This is a genomic window from Exiguobacterium sp. UBA5002, from assembly GCF_002396765.1.
Lineage (GTDB): Bacteria > Bacillota > Bacilli > Exiguobacteriales > Exiguobacteriaceae > Exiguobacterium_A.
On sequence record NZ_DGYQ01000024.1, the window covers coordinates 54,290 to 72,551 of the forward strand.

The 18,262-nt window shown below is 49.9% G+C and carries 17 protein-coding genes; 11 read left to right on the forward strand and 6 right to left on the reverse strand.

From position 1 onward, the window contains the following. The first annotated feature begins 2 nt into the window (after positions 1–2). The 10 genes from B4C70_RS06980 to B4C70_RS07025 are packed head-to-tail and all read left to right on the forward strand — an operon-like array spanning position 3 to position 10,636. Positions 3–1,289 carry a glycosyltransferase family 39 protein gene (locus B4C70_RS06980; protein WP_290777931.1) on the forward strand — a complete coding sequence of 429 codons (1,287 nt, stop codon included), beginning with the start codon at positions 3–5 and terminating at the stop codon, positions 1,287–1,289. Beyond that, complete coding sequence (locus B4C70_RS06985; protein ID WP_064299322.1) at positions 1,279–2,313, forward strand: NAD-dependent epimerase; 1,035 nt, start codon at positions 1,279–1,281, stop codon at positions 2,311–2,313. Before B4C70_RS06980 ends, B4C70_RS06985 begins: the two co-directional genes overlap by 11 nt. After that, complete coding sequence (locus B4C70_RS06990; RefSeq protein WP_290777934.1) at positions 2,303–3,652, forward strand: phenylacetate--CoA ligase family protein; 1,350 nt, start codon at positions 2,303–2,305, stop codon at positions 3,650–3,652. Before B4C70_RS06985 ends, B4C70_RS06990 begins: the two co-directional genes overlap by 11 nt. Positions 3,653–3,664: 12 nt before the next feature. Further along, the gene (locus B4C70_RS06995) at positions 3,665–5,008 is read left to right on the forward strand and encodes a nucleotide sugar dehydrogenase (protein WP_290777937.1); all 1,344 of its coding nucleotides are present in this window, start codon (positions 3,665–3,667) and stop codon (positions 5,006–5,008) included. Then, positions 4,996–6,105, forward strand: a complete 1,110-nt coding sequence (locus B4C70_RS07000; protein ID WP_035396069.1) for a glycosyltransferase family 4 protein — start codon at positions 4,996–4,998, stop codon at positions 6,103–6,105. Before B4C70_RS06995 ends, B4C70_RS07000 begins: the two co-directional genes overlap by 13 nt. Before the next feature lie 15 nt (positions 6,106–6,120). Continuing rightward, complete coding sequence (locus B4C70_RS07005) at positions 6,121–6,741, forward strand: sugar transferase (protein ID WP_035396072.1); 621 nt, start codon at positions 6,121–6,123, stop codon at positions 6,739–6,741. Then, positions 6,722–7,795, forward strand: a complete 1,074-nt coding sequence (locus B4C70_RS07010; protein ID WP_290777943.1) for a lipid II:glycine glycyltransferase FemX — start codon at positions 6,722–6,724, stop codon at positions 7,793–7,795. The genes B4C70_RS07005 and B4C70_RS07010 overlap by 20 nt, the downstream gene beginning before the upstream one ends. Continuing rightward, complete coding sequence (locus B4C70_RS07015) at positions 7,792–8,943, forward strand: aminotransferase class I/II-fold pyridoxal phosphate-dependent enzyme (protein ID WP_290777946.1); 1,152 nt, start codon at positions 7,792–7,794, stop codon at positions 8,941–8,943. Before B4C70_RS07010 ends, B4C70_RS07015 begins: the two co-directional genes overlap by 4 nt. 23 nt (positions 8,944–8,966) lie before the next feature. Next, the gene (locus tag B4C70_RS07020) at positions 8,967–9,710 is read left to right on the forward strand and encodes a hypothetical protein (RefSeq protein WP_035396081.1); all 744 of its coding nucleotides are present in this window, start codon (positions 8,967–8,969) and stop codon (positions 9,708–9,710) included. 29 nt (positions 9,711–9,739) lie between these two features. Continuing rightward, on the forward strand, positions 9,740–10,636 hold the full coding sequence (locus B4C70_RS07025) for an LCP family protein (protein WP_023469389.1): 897 nt from the start codon (positions 9,740–9,742) through the stop codon (positions 10,634–10,636). Between the two features lie 239 nt (positions 10,637–10,875). On the opposite strand, the gene B4C70_RS07030 is transcribed toward B4C70_RS07025, so the two are convergent. Continuing rightward, complete coding sequence (locus B4C70_RS07030; protein WP_035396083.1) at positions 10,876–11,481, reverse strand: AmiS/UreI family transporter; 606 nt, start codon at positions 11,479–11,481, stop codon at positions 10,876–10,878. A gap of 146 nt (positions 11,482–11,627) precedes the next feature. Further along, positions 11,628–12,857 (reverse strand): SH3 domain-containing protein, encoded by a 1,230-nt coding sequence (locus B4C70_RS07035; RefSeq protein WP_023469387.1) that lies wholly within the window; start codon positions 12,855–12,857, stop codon positions 11,628–11,630. Positions 12,858–13,002: 145 nt separating this feature from the next. Here B4C70_RS07035 and B4C70_RS07040 point away from each other — a divergent pair, with 145 nt between their 5' ends. Next, positions 13,003–13,908 (forward strand): Gfo/Idh/MocA family protein, encoded by a 906-nt coding sequence (locus B4C70_RS07040; protein ID WP_290777958.1) that lies wholly within the window; start codon positions 13,003–13,005, stop codon positions 13,906–13,908. Positions 13,909–13,982: 74 nt separating this feature from the next. Here B4C70_RS07040 and B4C70_RS07045 read toward each other — a convergent pair whose 3' ends face one another. The 4 genes from B4C70_RS07045 to B4C70_RS07060 all read right to left on the reverse strand — a co-directional run. Continuing rightward, positions 13,983–14,597 carry a hypothetical protein gene (locus B4C70_RS07045; protein ID WP_152995325.1) on the reverse strand — a complete coding sequence of 205 codons (615 nt, stop codon included), beginning with the start codon at positions 14,595–14,597 and terminating at the stop codon, positions 13,983–13,985. Next, on the reverse strand, positions 14,594–15,277 hold the full coding sequence (locus tag B4C70_RS07050) for a hypothetical protein (protein WP_214746929.1): 684 nt from the start codon (positions 15,275–15,277) through the stop codon (positions 14,594–14,596). The genes B4C70_RS07045 and B4C70_RS07050 overlap by 4 nt, the downstream gene beginning before the upstream one ends. Positions 15,278–15,429: 152 nt before the next feature. After that, the gene (locus tag B4C70_RS07055) at positions 15,430–18,015 is read right to left on the reverse strand and encodes a CDP-glycerol glycerophosphotransferase family protein (protein ID WP_290777966.1); all 2,586 of its coding nucleotides are present in this window, start codon (positions 18,013–18,015) and stop codon (positions 15,430–15,432) included. Then, a partial coding sequence (locus B4C70_RS07060) for a hypothetical protein (protein ID WP_290777969.1) occupies positions 18,012–18,262 on the reverse strand: 251 nt, incomplete at its 5' end. The genes B4C70_RS07060 and B4C70_RS07055, both read right to left, overlap by 4 nt.

An 18,262-nucleotide genomic window follows, 5' to 3' on the forward strand; every position in this document is an offset into this window, starting at 1 on the left:
AGATGCGACCAATCCTACTACTCATCGTTCTCGAAGCGCTTGCTTGTCAATTCGCCCGGTCGCTCTTCCCGGACACCTACGTGACCACCTTGCTGCTCATCAACTCGGTGTTGTTTCTGTATTATCTGCTCCGTCAGGCAGAGACGACGCCACTCTTTCTCGTTTTCATCACCGCTTTCTTCGTCCGATTGGTCCTGATGTTCATCGATCTCGAGCTGTTCCGCTTACCGCCACACAGTGGTGACGACACGGAAGCCTTTCATCTCGAAGGTGTCCAAATCTTTACTGATCCGTCGACATTCACTGATGTCGTTCGCGGCACCTATTCCAAGTTTCTCGGAATCTTCTACCTGATGTTCGGTCCGGAACGGATTCTCGCTCAGTTCTTGAACGTCATCCTTGGTGTCGTCGCTGTCGTCATCCTAGCGAAGACGCTGCAACGGTTACGCTTACCGGAACGCTACGTGTTCGCAGCAACACTGATCTTCGCGTTCTTCCCACAAGGATTGTTGCTCTCACCGATTCTCTTGCGTGACCAGATCGTCGCCCTTGGCATCGTCTACACACTCTACTACATGGTGCGCTGGACGGAAAAGAAGTCCGGATGGTATATGACGCTCGCGTATCTCGGCTACTTCGTCAGTACGATGTTCCACTCCGGTCTTGCCGTTGGAATCGTCGTCTTACTCGTCTACTTCTCGTTTTATAGCCATGAGACACGACGCATGGACTTTGAACCGACGAAGGTACAGCGACTGATTTTCCAAGTACTCGTCGTCGGCTTCATCGTCTACAGCTTCCAAGACGTCTTGTTCGCGAAGTTCACTCACGTATCGGAAAACGGACAGTTGTTCAGCGGGATGAGCTATGACCGTGGCGGCTCCGCTTACTTGAACGGATTGACGGTGACAGGTCCAGGCGACATGATTCTCTACTCACCGATCCGGATGATCTACTTCTTGTTCTCACCATTCCCGTGGCAGTGGTCGAGTGTCATGAACATCCTGATTTTCTTCCTCGACGCCATCTTCTACTTCATCGGTTGTTTTGCCATCATTCGGTCGTTCAAACTGATTCGTCAGCATCCGTTCGGCAGCGTCCTCTTCTTCTTTTTCCTTCTCTTTGCGCTTAACGCCGTCATCTTCGGTCTTGGAACCGGCAATGTCGGAACGGCCATCCGACACCGGTATAAGTTGTTCCCGATGTTACTCATCGTCTACACATCCGTTCACTACATGCGCTGGCAAGCGCGCCACTACTTCGAGGAGGTCGAACACCGTGCCGAATAAAACGATCTTAATTACAGGTATCGCAGGCTTCATTGGATTTCACGCCGCACGTCGTTTCATCCGGGAGGGTTACCGGGTTATCGGACTCGATGAAGTGAACGACTATTACGACCCGACGTTAAAAGAAGCACGGCTCGCTGAACTCGGAACGAACTACACGTTTTACCGGGTCTCACTCGAAGAGACGGCAGCCGTCGCGCAGATTTTCGAACAGGAATCGATCGATCTCGTTCTGCATCTCGCAGCACAAGCAGGCGTACGGTACAGCATCGATCGACCGGACGTCTACATGACATCCAACATCGTCGGCTTTCTCTCGATTCTAGAAGCGTGTCGGCATTACCCAGTCGAACAACTGATTTACGCTTCCTCAAGTTCCGTCTACGGATCGAATACGAAGATGCCGTTCGCGACGACGGATGCCGTCGATCATCCGCTAAGTCTTTACGCCGCCTCAAAGAAAGCGAATGAACTGATGGCTCACACCTACAGTAGTCTCTACGGGATCAAGACGACAGGACTTCGCTTCTTCAGCGTCTACGGTCCGTGGGGACGCCCGGATATGGCATTGTTCAAGTTCACGGAGGCAATTGCGAAGGGCGAACCGATTGATCTCTACAACTACGGTGAGATGGGACGGGACTTCACTTACGTCGACGACATCATCGAAAGCATCTATCGCCTGTTCCAGACTGAACCGGAAGTCGACGAAGCGTTCGATGCCTCGAATCCCTTACCGGATCGCAGCAACGTCCCGTATCGCGTCTACAACATCGGTAGCCATAGCCCGATTCGCTTAAATGAATTCGTCGCCTTGATTGAACGACGCCTCGGTAAGACCGCGATCAAGAACGGGATGCCGCTCCAACCGGGTGATGTTCCGGAAAGTTTCGCTGACGTCTCCTCACTGTTCGAGACGATTGGGTACCGACCACAGACGACGGTCGAAGCCGGCGTCAACGCATTCATCGACTGGTACGAGAGTCACTACTTGCTGAAGGGGGAAATCCAAGATGGCGCTTAAAGAGGAATTCTACTACCGCTCTCCGATCTTCATCCAAAATTGGCTGACATCGTTATACGGTCGCAAGTTGATGCAAGAACGATACGGTCCCTTCTATGAACAGAAGATGAAAGAACTTCGAATGAAGGATCGGACGCAGGATTATAAAGCGGAACAACTCGATCGCCTGAATGCCTTCCTCGCTTTCGTCGTGACGCATACACCGTACTACACACAACTCTTTTACCAACATGACATCCAGTTACCGTTGACGTCACTCGAGCAGCTGAAGACGATTCCGATCCTTGAAAAAGAGACGCTTCGCCAAAACAACGATGCGTTCATGTCCCGCGTCGATGCACCAGTTCGAGGACGGACGGGCGGAACGAGCGGAAAGTCGCTCCAAGTCGCGTTCATGCGCGAGGACGTCCAGGAACGGATGGCGCATCTCGACTACTTCAAGGAACGTCACGGTTTTCATGCCGGGATGCGCCGAGCGAGCTTCACCGGTCGGACACTGACGGCCGTCGATCAAAAGAAACCAATCTTCTGGCGGATGAACCGACCACTCAATCAGTTATTGCTTTCTATCTTTCACATGAAGGAAGAGAACTTTCCCGCTTATATCGAGGAGCTGAATCGCTTCCAGCCACGAGCGCTCGACGGCACACCGACGGCGATGGTCGAAATCGCCCGCTATATGCTAAAGCATCACATTCGACTGGAGAGCCCGCTGATTGCCATCTTCCCGACATCGGAAACGGTGACGGAGGAGATGCGCTCCATCCTTGAGGAAGCGTTCGGCGTTCCAGTTTTCGATCAATACGGTTCCTCAGAAGGCGCACCAATCATCTCGGAATGCAGTCATCGAAAACTACATCTGCACCACGAGACGGGCATCATCGAACCGTATGGAGAGGATGGCGAGGTCGTCGTCACGTGTTTTACGACACGCGGGACACCGCTGATTCGTTACCGGATCGGTGACCGGATGACGCTCAGTGACGAGACATGTAGCTGTGGACTAAACGGACCGGTCATCGCTTCGATCGATGGACGGGGAACGAGTTATATCGTCAGCGAAAAGCGGGGCAAGGTGTTCGAAGGGGATATCACGACGATTGCCCGTGAACTACCGAATTCGGTCTTACGACTCCAAGTCGAGCAGCACGCGTTGAATCACGTGACACTTCGGTATATTCCAGATGCAAAACGTTTCCATCCGAAACACGAACAGATCCTTTTAAACGAGATGCGCAAGTTACTCGGATCCGAGATAAAAATCGTTCTTGAACCAGTCGAACAAGTCAAACAAGAGCCGAACGGAAAAACGTTGATCGTCAAACAGTCGATGAAATAGGAGGAACCCACCATGAACAAGGCAGTCAAACACATCGTAGATACGACAGCAGCCCAAACTGGTTCACTTCCCATTGCCAACCGTTCGATTGCCGTCGTTGGACTCGGATACGTCGGTCTTCCCGTCGCTGTCGCCTTCGGCGAAAAAACAGCCGTTGTCGGCTTTGACATCAAGGAACAACGCGTTCAAGAACTGCAAGAAGGGATCGACGCGACACTCGAACTGAGTCCGTTCACGTTGAAGAACGCAACCGTCGACTACGTCTCGGATCCATCAGCACTGCAAGCGAGTGACTTCATCATCATCGCCGTTCCGACACCAATCAATGCGCAGAATCAACCGGATTTAACGCCACTCTTACGGGCCTCACACCTCGTTGGTCGCCAGCTCAATAAAGGCGATATCGTTGTCTATGAGTCGACGGTCTACCCAGGAGCGACGGAAGAAGATTGTATCCCGGTCCTTGAAGAAACATCGGGCTTACGCGCCGGTGTCGACTTCTTCGTCGGCTACTCACCGGAGCGGATCAATCCGGGTGACCACGAGCACACGTTCAAGACGATCAAAAAAATCGTCTCGGCTCAGGATGAACAGACACTCGATATCGTCGCGGAAGTTTACGAAGCGGTCGTCGAAGCCGGTGTCCACCGGGCTTCGTCGATCAAGGTTGCAGAAGCCGCAAAAATCATCGAAAACACACAGCGCGACCTCAACATCGCCTTGATGAACGAACTGGCAATCATTTTCGACCGGATGGACATTGATACGCTCGAAGTCCTCGAAGCAGCCGGTACGAAATGGAACTTCCTTCCGTTCCGCCCGGGTCTCGTCGGTGGTCACTGTATCGGCGTCGATCCATTCTATCTAACGATGAAAGCCGAGTCGCTCGGCTATCACCCGGAAGTCATCCTCGCCGGACGCCGGATCAACGATACGATGGGACGCTTCATCGCAACAGCGCTCGTCAAGAACCTGATTAAACAGAACATGCCGGTCCTCGGTGCTCGTGTCACGATCCTCGGCTTATCATTCAAGGAGAACGTCAGCGATATCCGGAACTCGAAAGTCGCGAACCTCGTCCGCGAAATCGAAGAGTTCGGCATTGACGTCCAAGTGACGGATCGACTCGTCGAAAAGAGTGAGGCGAAACGCGAGTACGGCATCGACTTGCTCGAGATGAGCGAACTCAAACCAGCCGACGTCGTCATCTTCGCCGTCTCACACGAAGAATACGTCGAAGGCGGTTGGAATCTAGCGCAACACTTACTGAAGGTCGGACGCGGAATCGTCGTCGACATCAAAGGCATGTTGCCACGGTCAGAACAGCCAGAGGGGGTCCACGTATGGCGCCTTTAAAAATTCTTCAGGTCTGTGCCCTTGATACGACGGCAGAGACGATGTTACAGCCGCTCTTACTCGCTTTACAAAACGCCGGGCACGACGTCGGCATTGCTTGTGCCGACACCGGTGCCTCGGTGAAACTCGCTGCAAAGGGATTCCGGATGCACGACATCCCGATCGAGCGCCGGATCGACTGGACAAGTAACTGGCGGACGATCCAAGAAATCACACGAATCTTGAAGGAGGACGGCTACGACGCCGTCCATGTCCACACACCAGTCGCTGCCGCCCTCGGACGCGTCGCCGCAAAACGGGCCGGAACGAAGCATATCGTCTACACGGCACACGGCTTTTACTTCCACGAGAAGATGGGGCGGGTGACGTACCAGCTGACGTATTCCGTTGAAAAGTGGCTAGCTCGTTTCGCGACCGATTACCTTCTCCTCCAGAGCGAAGAAGATTATCAACTCGCTCAGCGCAAACGCTTTAAGGCGAATACCCGCCTGATGCACCTTGGAAATGGGATTGACTTGACCCGCTTCTACCCACGACCACGTGAAGCCGGAGCGCCGTTTACGTTCCTCTTCATCGGTCGGATCGTCGAAGAAAAGGGGATTCTCGAACTGCTCGATGCGTTCGAGGACGTCGTCTATCGCCACCCGGAAGCCCGTCTCGTCATCGCTGGTGAGATGATGGCAAGCGAGCGGGATCAGACGACGAAACACTTATTCTTACGACGGATTCGCGAGATTCCGAATGTCGATTACCTTGGGTTCGTCGAAGACGTACCGAGCTTGTTTCAACAAGTCGATGCCTTCGTCTTACCATCGCATCGCGAAGGCGTCCCACGTTCGATCATCGAAGCGATGGCGAGCGCAAAGCCCGTCATTGCAACAAACATCCGCGGCTGCCGCGAAGAGGTCGTCGAGGGGAAAACGGGGTATCTCGTTGAAGTCCACGACATCGCGAAGCTCGCCAAACGGATGAATACACTCGTCGAACATCCTGACCGTGCCAACGAGATGGGACGGAATGGATTTGACCGTGCCATGAAACATTTCAACGAAGCCGACGTCATCAAACGACAACTTGATCTCTTTTCAGCTATGTAAAAGGAGGACGTCATCATGAAACGCACATTCGACTTCACGGTTAGTCTGATCGCCATCCTCATCTTGATTCCTGTCTACGCCGTCGTCGCCTTAGTCATCTACACGAAGCTTGGACGACCGATCTTCTTCAATCAAGTCCGCCCTGGTTATAAGGGAGAATTGTTCAAGATCTATAAGTTCCGCACAATGACGAATGAAACGGATGCCGAAGGGAAACTCCTTCCGGATGCGGACCGGATTCCGGCATCGCTCGAGTGGATTCGTCGCTTAAGCCTTGATGAGATCCCGCAGTTCTTAAACATCCTCCGCGGACAGATGAGTTTCGTCGGACCGCGTCCGTTACTCGTCAGCTATCTGAACCATTATACGAAGGAGCAGATGGCACGACACGATGTCTTACCTGGTCTGACAGGCTGGGCACAGATTCACGGTCGCAACGCAACGACGTGGCAGCAACGCCTCGAGCAAGATCAATGGTATGCAGCCAATCATACATTCCGACTGGATCTCTACATCCTATTCAAGACGTTCAAAATGGTCATCTCGTCAGAAGGGAACTCGACGGCTCACCAGACCGGCATGGGTGAGTTCAAGGGTCTCGACGGAGGTGTTCCCCATGATGTCGCTAAGCGATGAACGGTTGATTCGGGATCCACGCGAATGGGACGCACTCGTCGCGACCTATCAACTCGATTGTTATTACGAACATGCTTACTTCGAACTTGCGAAGGGGCCCGATGAGATTCCTGAATTATTTTATTATCCGACGGAGTTTGGGACGTTGATCTATCCGTACTTGCGGCGACCGATTCCAGGCACACGCTTTGAGGACATCACGACGCCGTACGGCTATGGTGGTCCTTATTTCATGGGTATCTGGTCACTTGATCAGATTCGCGAAGCCCGCGCGCGATTCGAACAGTACTGTCGTGAAACCGGAATCGTCACCGAGACGGTTCGTTTCCACCCTTTGCTACACAATCAGGAACTCGGTCAACACTGGTGCCATCAAACGGATATCTTGCAGCCGACGGTGACACTTGAGCTGACGGATCCGTTCGAGACAATCGAAGGTGGATTCTCGCAAATGACGCGACGTAACATCCGGAAAGCACGCCGCGAAGGCGTCACGATTCGCCTCGGACGTCCGGAAGAGTACTGCGACTTCGCCCGTCTCTATCAGATGACGATGGATAAACATCAAGCCGATGCGCGGTATTACTTTGATCAGACCTACTTCGATCACTTCGCTGAAGGACGGATCAAAAATGTCCTGTTGCTTGCCGAACAAGCGGGGCGGATCATCGCTGGGTGCATCGTCCTGACGGGTCGCCAGTTCGCACATTATCATCTCGGTGCTTCAGATCCTGCCTACTTGTCGCTTCGCCCGAATCATCTATTATTCGCGGAGATGATTCGCTGGGCAAAACAAGCTGGTCTTCAAGCGTTACATCTCGGTGGCGGAACGACACGATTCGATGCAGATAGCTTACTCGCCTACAAACGATCCTTTGGTGAAGCGAATCGAACATTTTTTGGACTCGGGACATCGATTCTTGATCCGACGATTTATGACCGGCTCGCGCGACATATCAAACAACAACATCCGGAAATCGAGACAGGACAGTGGTTCCCGATCTACCGGACGCCGCTCCGTCAGCTGTCACCTCGAAGGGAGGAAACATCATGAAACACATCCCGCTCTCCATCCCGCACTTAAGTGGTCAAGAAGCACGTTACGTCACGGAAGCACTCGAGACGAACTGGGTCGCACCGCTTGGACCGAACGTCGACGCCTTCGAACGAGAGATGCAAGCCTGCACGGGAGCTCGCGCAATGCTTGCGACGAGCAGTGGTACGGCAGCCATTCACTTGGCACTCGCGACGCTTGGTGTCACGACGGGGGATGACGTCTTCTGTCAGTCCTTGACGTTCATCGCTTCGACGAATCCGATTCGTTACGTCGGTGCTCGTCCTGTCCTGATCGATTCGGAAGAGGAGACATGGAACATGTCACCCGTCGCACTCCGACGCGCGTTGATCCAGGCGGCAACGCGAGGAAAACTTCCGAAAGCCGTCATCGTCGTTCATCTATACGGAGTCGCGGCACAAATCGAGGAGATCGCTGCGCTCTGTGAAGAGTACGATGTTCCGTTGATCGAAGACGCGGCAGAGTCACTTGGAACACGCGTCAACGGGCGGATGACGGGGACATTCGGGACGTTCGGAATCTACTCCTTCAACGGCAACAAGATCATCACGACGTCAGGTGGTGGAATGCTCGTCGCAAATGATCCAGTCTTGATCGAACGTGCCTTCTATCTCGGGACACAGGCGAGACAACCGGTCCTCCATTACGAGCATACGGAAGTCGGCTACAACTACCGGATGAGCAACGTCGCTGCTGGGATCGGACGGGGACAGCTTGAGGTTCTCGATCAACGCGTCGATGCACGGCGGAAAATTTTTGATCGCTACGACCGTGCCTTTGCCCCGGACGGCGTCACGTCGCAAGTCGAGCAGCCTGGAACGTTCGCCAACCGCTGGCTCAGTGCCTTTCTTTTACCGGGTGGTCAAGCGCAACGCGATGCGATGATTCAGACACTGCAACAAGCGAATGCCGAGTCTCGCCCGGTCTGGAAACCGATGCACTTACAACCCGTCTATCGCGACGTACCATTCGTCACAGCAGAAGGGGTTGACGTCAGCCGTCGATTGTTTGAAGACGGTATCTGCCTTCCGTCTGCTTCACAAATGACGTTCACCGAACAAGCCGTCGTCATCCGAAACGTTCGTCATACCTTACAGACGAACGTACGCCGGAACGTCCAGTCATGAATATATGGGAAGGGGACATCGTCATGCGCGATATGGAGGAAGCGATTCACGCACTCCGTCTCGCTGCGAACGGGAAGAATGAATTGACGGCCAATACCTATTTCCGCTGGCAATTGAACACCACTCATCCAAGCGTCGCGGAAATCCTGATGCTGTTTGGGTCGTGGCAGATCGCCTTGGAACGAGCTGGCATCGGACAAGCCCGCTTGACGTTCACGAAATCGGAAATCATTGACGCCTTGCGTCAGGCACGGGAGGAACTCGATCCTTTCACGAGCGCGACGTACCGCGAATGGGCGCAACAAAAGCAAGCACCTAGCCTGACGGATATCGTCCATCAATTCAACTCGTGGCAGCAGGCATTGTCAGAAGCGGATATCTTAAAGGAACGCATCCAGGAAATGGAACAACGGATCATCGAGTCATTACTTGAAGCGCAAGGTGCCTTGCCGGTCTTGACGAGCCAGACCTACACGAAGTGGGCGGCTGGTCAAAATCGTCCGACCGTCGCAACGATTGCTCGCCGGTACGGCTCTTGGTCAAACGCCCTTGAAATCATCGGCATCGAATTTCCGCGAAAACGCTGGCGGGAAGAGGAGGTACTCGACGTGCTCGCCGCAGCTGCAAAAGAAACGGAACATCTGACGATCGCAAGTTACCAACGGTTCAGCATCGGACGTGATGCGCCAAGCATCGGCGTCATCACCGCTTTGTTCGGTAGCTGGCGCAATGCGTTGCTCGTACTTGAAGCGCAGAGACCGTCCTGAATTCAGATCGAAGAAAAGGGGAATGGATGATGAAGAAGTGGAAATGGATCGTGTTGACACTGACGGGGATATGCCTGCTCCTTCTCTTCGGTTCAGGCGGGTATGTGTACCATAAAGCGAGCCAGACGATGAAAGAAGTTCAAGTCCAAGTGCCAGTCAAGGCGAGCGTCGAGACAGAGAAAGCCGTCGAACAGAAAAAAGGGCTCTCCTTTTTATTACTCGGCGTCGATCAACGAAAAAATGAGACAGGACGCAGTGATACGATCATCGTCGTAACGATTGATCCGAAGACGAATAAGAGCCAAATGATCAGTATCCCGCGTGATTTGAAAACAGAAATCATCGGCAATGGATCGAACGATAAGATCAATCATGCGTATGCCTTCGGTGGTCCACAGATGGCACTCGACACGGTTAGTCATCTGCTGGATATCCGACTCGACTATTTCGCAGAAATCAATTTAGAAGGGTTCACGGATCTCGTTAATGCCGTCGATGGTGTCACCGTCGAGAACGATATCAATTTCTCATATTATGAGATGCAATTTCCAAAAGGGGAACTGTCGCTGAACGGGAAAGAAGCACTTGCCTATGCGCGGATGCGCTATGATGATCCACGCGGTGACTTTGGACGACAGATCCGTCAACGGCAAGTCGTTCAGGCGGTCACCGATAAGATGACGGAGGACTTCTCGATTCGTCGCTTCAATGCTGTCCTCGACGCACTCGGGAAAAACGTCAAGACGAACGTACCATTTTCCGTTGCCCGGACCGTCGCGACGGATTACCGGGATGCCTTACGAAATGTCGAGACCTTATCACTCGACGGGAAAGGGGGAATCGAATCGGACGGAATCTACTACTGGCATCCGACGGATAAGTCGTTGAAAGAAGTTCAAGCTCAACTAAAGGAAGCATTGGAATGACATGAGGCAAGAACGAGCGTATGCTTTGTTCGTCTCGCATCGTTTTCCTGGGACAAGCATCGTGCCGCTTCGCTTCGCTGCAGGGTCGCTCTTGCTTGTTTTTCCCTAGGAAGCGATGTCGAGCGAACAAATTATTTTGCTTTTCGTTTGACGTATACTACAAATAAAACAAAAAAAGATGTCCATCTCCGATTCATAACCGAAAATGGACATATTTTTTTGATGAATCGATGAGCGTATCACGACGACCGGATCGTCCGAAGCATCGAGAATTTCATCATCGTATAGAGGAAATAGACGGTAGTCAGAAGGGCAGCACCGCTCCATAACCATTGATACGCTGAACTGAAGTAGCCGAATCGAAGCCCGATCAGTGCCGGTACGATTAATGTCAACCAGCTCAAGACGAGGGCGACACGGGCAGTGATTGCATCAATCGGGCGATTCATTCCCATTCCGAGAAAGAACAGGCTCCAGAGCAACGCCCAGAACAACCACGTCACACCACCGATGATGTCATTCGTCGTGAAACTGACGAACGCATAAAACAAGGCGGCAATCGCAACGAACAAGGAAAACCAACCGACCCCGCTCCCGTCGAGATTAAACAAGAACGTGATCCCGACGTAAACGTACGTAAAGGCAAACAGATAGATGCTCGCGTATCCGAACGTCAACGCTGGATCGCCAGCGGCACCGATGACGAGATAGGTTGCGATGAACGTCTGCAATAAACCGGTGATGAGACTGAAGACACCCGCGCTACGGAGATCGACTTTTCCGAACAAGGTCAAACTATTTAAAAAGAGCGCGACGCCCCCAAATAACAAACTGACATTTCCCACGTAAAACTCTCCTTCATTAAGACGTCAGACGTCTGATTCTAAACTTAACTCTAAGATGAATTCGTTTTCAGCGCAAGCATAATTTTAGAGACAAAATGAAAAATAACCTGACTCCCGGAAAGGGAATCAGGTTGTTGATTGAGCAATTATTGTTTCAAGACAGAGCGGAGTGTCGTTTCCGTTTGAGTGGGAGTACCTTTGAGTGTGACCAATCCATAACGGACATTCCCCTTTTTAAGGAAAAAGACGCGCGTATTGTTCGCTTCAGGAGTATATCCCGTTTTACTCGCATAAATACGAGGTTCCTTAGGTAAGGTTTTATCCGTGTGATACCACTTTAACGTCCGAGCGTAAGGTCCTTTGATGCTTGCTTTATATGATTTTCGACCGCTTACTGTAATCAGGTAGCTATAATTCGCGTATGTGTTCGCGAGTTTTTGCATATCGGCAGCTGTCGTATAGTGATTCCATTCATGAAAACCATGTGGATTAGAAAAATGACTTGCTGTCATGCCGAGTGCTTGAGCACGACTATTCATTAACGAAACGAACTTTGATTCAGAACCCGCGGTCCGAACGGCAATCGCTTTAGCGGCATCATTACCCGAGCGAATCAACATGCCATTCAAGAGTTGGCGCATCGTGACACGATCTCCCGAGCGTAAACTCGCCACACTGCTACCATACGGTACTGAAATCATGGAATACGTGAGCGTAAAAGGTTGATCCAGTGTACCGTTTCGAGCGGCTACTTCGTATCCGACGATGGCAGTCAACAACTTGGTCGTACTTGCCGGATACCGTCGGACATTACTTTGTTTCGTCGTAATATAGGAAGTAGAACCGAGTTGAAAATAGCGTAAAGAGGCAACCGGGTATTTACTAGCTGCTGTTTTCTTTCGGACGACTTGATTGGAAACGTAGCGTGTCTTTCCTCCGTCTTTAATCTTATACCATCCTTTGGAATAGGAGACTGCTTGTAGCACACTCTTGTAAGCAGCACGCCGAACGATCGTCTTACTAGAGGACGTGCTTGGTTTGGAGCGAATGTTCGCGCCAGACTTAGAGGTGACGACGAGAGCATATGTACTCGGACCGGTCACTTTTTTTGCGACTTGATTGGACAGATAACGGTAGGTGCCGCCATCTTTGATTTTGTACCAACCGTTCGAATACGATACTGCTGTGAATTTCGATTGATACGCAGCGAGGCGAACGATAGTTGCAGAGGAACTCGTACTTGGTTTAGAACGAATATTTCCTCCGGATTTGGATGTGACGACGACTTGATAACTGGCAGCTTGCGCCGGTAAAGCTGGTAGGAAAAGTGTAAACAGGATCAGGAGTATCAGACTCATTCGAAAAAATGGCTTCATAAAAAATCATTCCCTCCTTTTTGAAAATATAGATTCATCATAAAACAAAAAAAGGAAATTCACTTGTTTTCAAAAAAATTGATGCATTCGAATATAATAGTGATGAAAAGGGAATAATGGAGCAGATGAATGGAGGAGATAGTAGATGAAATTAGCCGTAGTAGGTATCGGAGATATCGCACAAAAAGCATACTTACCTGTATATGCCGCAAGAGAAGACGTGGACATTCATTTGATTTCGCGCGAAGAGGAAAAAGCGAAAAAATGGCAATTGATGTATCGTTTTTCAGGTACGTTTCCGACTTTAGAAGCGGCATTGTCAGAGGGAATGGATGCTGTCATGATTCATTCCGCAACAAAAGCGCATGCAACACAAGCGAAGCAAGCACTCGAAGCAGGGGTTCCTGTATTCGTCGATAAGCCGATTTCGATGAACATCGAGGAAATTCGGGAGCTGGTTCAATTGGCAGAGGAAAAGAAGGTCCCGTTCATTACAGGATTCAATCGACGATTCGCGTCCGCACATCGTCGCCTGTTAGAAGTTGAATCCCCGAATATGATCATCATGCAAAAAAATCGAACGCCTTCTGTTGAGGGCGCGCAACCTTTTTTGTTTGATGATTTCATCCATGTTGCGGATACGCTGCGCTATTTGACGGGACGTGGAAAAATCGAAAACCTGCATATCCGGAGTAAGCAGGATACGAGTGGGTTGCATCACGTTACGATCCAATTCGAATCAAATGGAATTACTGCCATCGGAGTGATGAACCGGAACAATGGTGTCACGGAAGAGCGGGTAGAAGTGATGGGACCGTATGAAAAGCGGATCGCTACAGACGTGACGATGCACGAACGACAAACGAGTGAAGGAACGCTTGTCTATCCGCTAGATAACTGGGAATCGACATTGAGTCGAAGAGGATTCATTGCCTTGATTGATGCATTCTTGAAAACGATAGCGGGTGAGCCGTCTGCGTCCGTCACGGCTTCAGATAGTTTAGAAACTCATGAACTCTGTCATCACATCTATCAACATGTGATGAGATAAACGAAAGCCGTACTCTGGAATCAAGAAGAGTACGGCTTTTCTATGGATGGAATCGAGGAATGGGTCTTCTACCATCACGTCACCTCATAAAGCTGATACGTCTTTTTTCCGCCTGGTCCTTCGAAGGTCAGACGAAGCGAGGAACGAACGAATCGATAGGTCACACTTCCTTCTGAAAAGAAAAGGCGAGCTGAAAGGTCAGGCTCGAATCGAATGACCTCTGTATCGTTTCGAAAAGATCCAGCTGTTCCGAAGTGATCGAATTGAAGGGATGCGACAAAGGTATTTCGTGAATCAAACGAAACGTGGATACGACCGCTCCCTTCAAACGGTTCATTTTCGAAAGTACTTCGCTCCACTTCATACGTTCCTTCAAACTGCCGGACTTGCTTGATTTTCTCTTGAGCGGTTTGTTCAATCAACTGAGCCCGTTCACGAATCGGGTGATCCGGCGCTAAATCAGACTGTTCAATCGTACGGGCAGTTCGGATTACTTCTTTGAAATGATAGCTAGCGAACTGTTGCTCCAGCTTCACCATCGTTTGAGCCGCTTGACTATCCTGCTCAGTTGTCGCACGCTCGACGACTTGAGTGTAGGCATCGTTCTCCATTTCCCTTTGAACGTTAGAGGGCGTCTCTTTACAACCTGATAAAATCAAACAGAAAAGAAGCATCCATGTATATCTCATGTTTTCACCTCAGTTCGTGTAGTGTGCGTGATTTGAAGATGATCCGTATGCAGTTGAATACGATACTGCACGCGATAGGTGACAAATGACGGCTCGTTTCCTTGTGTCATTTGATACGTTTCTAGCGTACGAAGTTCATAGATGGAGCCATCGGATGAAAAATCCTGGAATTCAACTGTGTGAATGCGGGGTGGTGCAGCAGAAGTTGCTTTTTGGCGTAGAGCGGTCAGTGCCTGAAGTTCAGATTTGAATGCGCGAGAAGACATATATTGAATCGAAGAGAATGTCTCGATCGAATCATAACGTGTTGAAAAGGTGATGAGTTCAGGGACGGTTCCTGTATACTGACGGACGAAACGTAATACATCATACGATGTAGGCGGTTTATTTTTCGAATAGGTTTGATTATAGGCAACCTGTTCATCTGACCATTCCGAGAGACTCCATGTCTGGACTTTGGAAGGTACGACCTCTGAAGAAGAGGCATCTTTCGTCATGTACCAAAATAAACTCGAAGTCATTAAGACGAAAAGAATGATTATGCATAGTAGAACAGGACGAAATGCAGATGAAGTCGGTTCCGTTTCAGGACGCTTCCGTGCGATGACGGGATGCTGGCAATAGGAGCACGCGTCATCCTCGTAGCCTAGAGGTGTTCCGCAAAGTGAACAACGTTCCATAAGACAAGTCCTCCTAAGTGTATGAAATTCAATTTCTTGTCGGTATCTTATTTATTGAAATCATTTCCATCTTATCATTAATTGAAAACGTAATCAAAGCATGAAAAAGAACTCATCCAGCTTGATAATGGATGAGTTCTTTACTGTTTCATTTACGTACTTTTCAACGGATCCGTTACGAAGATTCCTTCCGCTGTCTCGGACGCTTCGAGTGGAGCATCATCTAAGAAGTAGGTGCGTACTACGCGATTAGCGGCAAGCCCATCCTCTCTCGCACAGAACGTTTCCCGAAAATGATCGAGCTTTACTTGATAATCCTTCGCCCAAGATGGAATCGTCGCCAGTGCCTCGTAAAAGGACAGCTCTTCTTCGATGATCGGACCAGGTAAGTCCTTTTGGTAGTCTAAGTAGAAACCGCGCAACGTATCGCGATAGAGCTCTAGGTCATAAGCATAAAACAGGACCGGACGATTCAGATTGGCGAAATCGAAAAAGACGGATGAATAGTCAGTGATCAATAAATCAGTTAATAGATACAGCTCTTGAATGTCGGGATAGTTGGTGACATCGAGGAAGTGTTCTTGATACTCACTTGGAATTTTCGGTTTTTTCGTTACGAGTACATGGGTCCGAATGAGGAATACATAATCATCCCCTAATGCTTCAGCGACACGACTGAATTCGAACGGGTAATCAAAGAAAAATTTTCCGTTTCCTAATGCATGATGATCCCGGAACGTAGGAGCATATAAAATGACCTTCTTATCCGGAGAAATATTCAATTGTGCACGCAAGTCGTCGACTTTTTTCGTAGTATCTGCAAAGAATAAGTCATTACGTGGATAGCCGGATTCAAGGATCGTTCCTTCATACTGGAAAGCACTTTTAAAGATCGCTGTCGCATAACTACTCGGCGAAAGAAGCACACTCCATTGTTGGATCGAGCGAGTGACGCGGTCGACATACCCGGCGTCTCGACCATGAATTTCCTCTAAATCGAATAACATCTTTTTCAGTGGTGTGCCGTGCCATGTTTGAATATAGGTCGTTTCTTTACGTCGGGTCATGTAATGAGGGAAGTTTTGATTGTTCACCCAATACTTGGCCGTCGCTAAATGATAAAAGTAGCGAGGTGACAGACGTTTGATGACGTTAACATGATCATCCCCGAGATAGAGTCGTTTATTGTGCACCCAGATGACTTGATGGGTGCTGCCGAGGCGACGCAATTCTTCATAGATATAACGGGGACTATCACCGTACTGTTTACCGAGCCCGCTCTCGAACACGATTTTATTTTCTTGTACCGGTAATTTTTTCATCAAGCGATAGCTGATTTTCATGATTGGGAAATAGAAGCGACTCCGACGGAAAAGTCGGAATAACACGAGTGATGCTTCTTTTGTTTGTATCGTTTCCCAAACATGGCGCTGCTGTTTGTAATCAAGAATCGTTTGGTAGATATCTTCGGAATAAGACTGTTCTGTTGGTTTCAAGAAGACCGCAGCCCGCTCCTTGTAAGACGGAAGCATCGCAAAATCACGTGAGGCCGTCGCTTCGAGGTCAGCGATTAAATCATCGACTGTAGTCGAGATGGGACCGGGTAACTCTTTCGCTAAATCAAGGTGCGAACCGACCGGACCGATGAATCTGCGAGCATCGAATTGGAAATAGTGAACCGGTCGTCCTAAGAAACTAAAATCAAAGGCGACGCTCGAGTAGTCTGTAATGAGTAAGAGACTCTCCTTCAACAAACTTTGGACATCCCGTTCGCCTTGATAGATGACGGTCACTGGGAAACGCTCGAAATGGCTCGCGTACTGTTGCATATTCGGATGTAGACAGAACAGAATCTCCAAATCATGGTCGTGTGCGAGTTCATGGAGGCGCGGGTGTTCTAAAAGAGCGGAGTACTGTGCGAAATAGTCCGATTCCAAGAACTGAATAGGTGTTTGCAACCACGAACGCCACGTCGGAATGATCAAGATTTGCCGTTTGACGGGCGTGTCACCGTTCAAGAGGGCGTCGAAGCGTGAGAGCCCCGTAATTCGAATCTCGTCTTGACGATAGCCCATATCCTGTATGACCAATCGACGTTCCCGTTCAGAACTCACTAAAAAGAGATCGGTATCGAACGATAATGCGAATTTGCCGTACTGATTCTCCATATTTTTAGCGCCAAGTACTCCATGTTGAATGAAGATCCGGTCGGCTTTCATTTTTCGCTTGAATCGCGGTGAGCGAAGGGGATAAAGATAGTCGGCATGATGGGTTCCAACGAATTTACTTGCCATGAACGAATGATAAATATGTTCTTTCGAACGGAAAGGCAAGGTATTTCCAAGAATCGCGACCTTATCATACTCAGGTGAATTTGGATCAATCACGTAGTAAGCAGGATGTTCTGCATGTTGCTCGCGCATGAACCGGAAAAAGTGATACCCGTTATCTTGTGCTTTATAAGGTCTTTCCCCGATCAACCATGTTTTTCGGTCAGCAAAGAGACGATAGAGAGGGGCAAACGTCATCATATGCTCAAGGTAACGATAATTTTCGTTCGTGAACGCACTTAATTCAAACGAGAGGTTCCGATGACCGACAGTGAAATAAGGTGTGACATGCATCGTATGTGTCGCGTTGCGCCCAGTAAGTTCCGTTGTGAGATGACGTGTGATGTAACGAGCTCTTCCGAGTCGGACGAGGCGAGGGATCAGACGATGGTAGTAGGTCAGTTTCATGAAGCTATCGTAGATGCCTTCATGGAGAAGACGTTCCGATTTTGTAAGGCGGACCAATCAATCTGTGTGCGATACGTATAGCGATATAGACCAAACCGACGTTGACTTGCCTCTTGATCGTAAAACCAATCAACGGGCAGTGCGATCCGATCTCCAGTTTCACGATGGACGAGGATGAGCTGTCCTTTCTTTAAAAAAGAATGGCGCGAAAACAACTTGCCCTCTATATGTGAACTGCTCCCTGTCA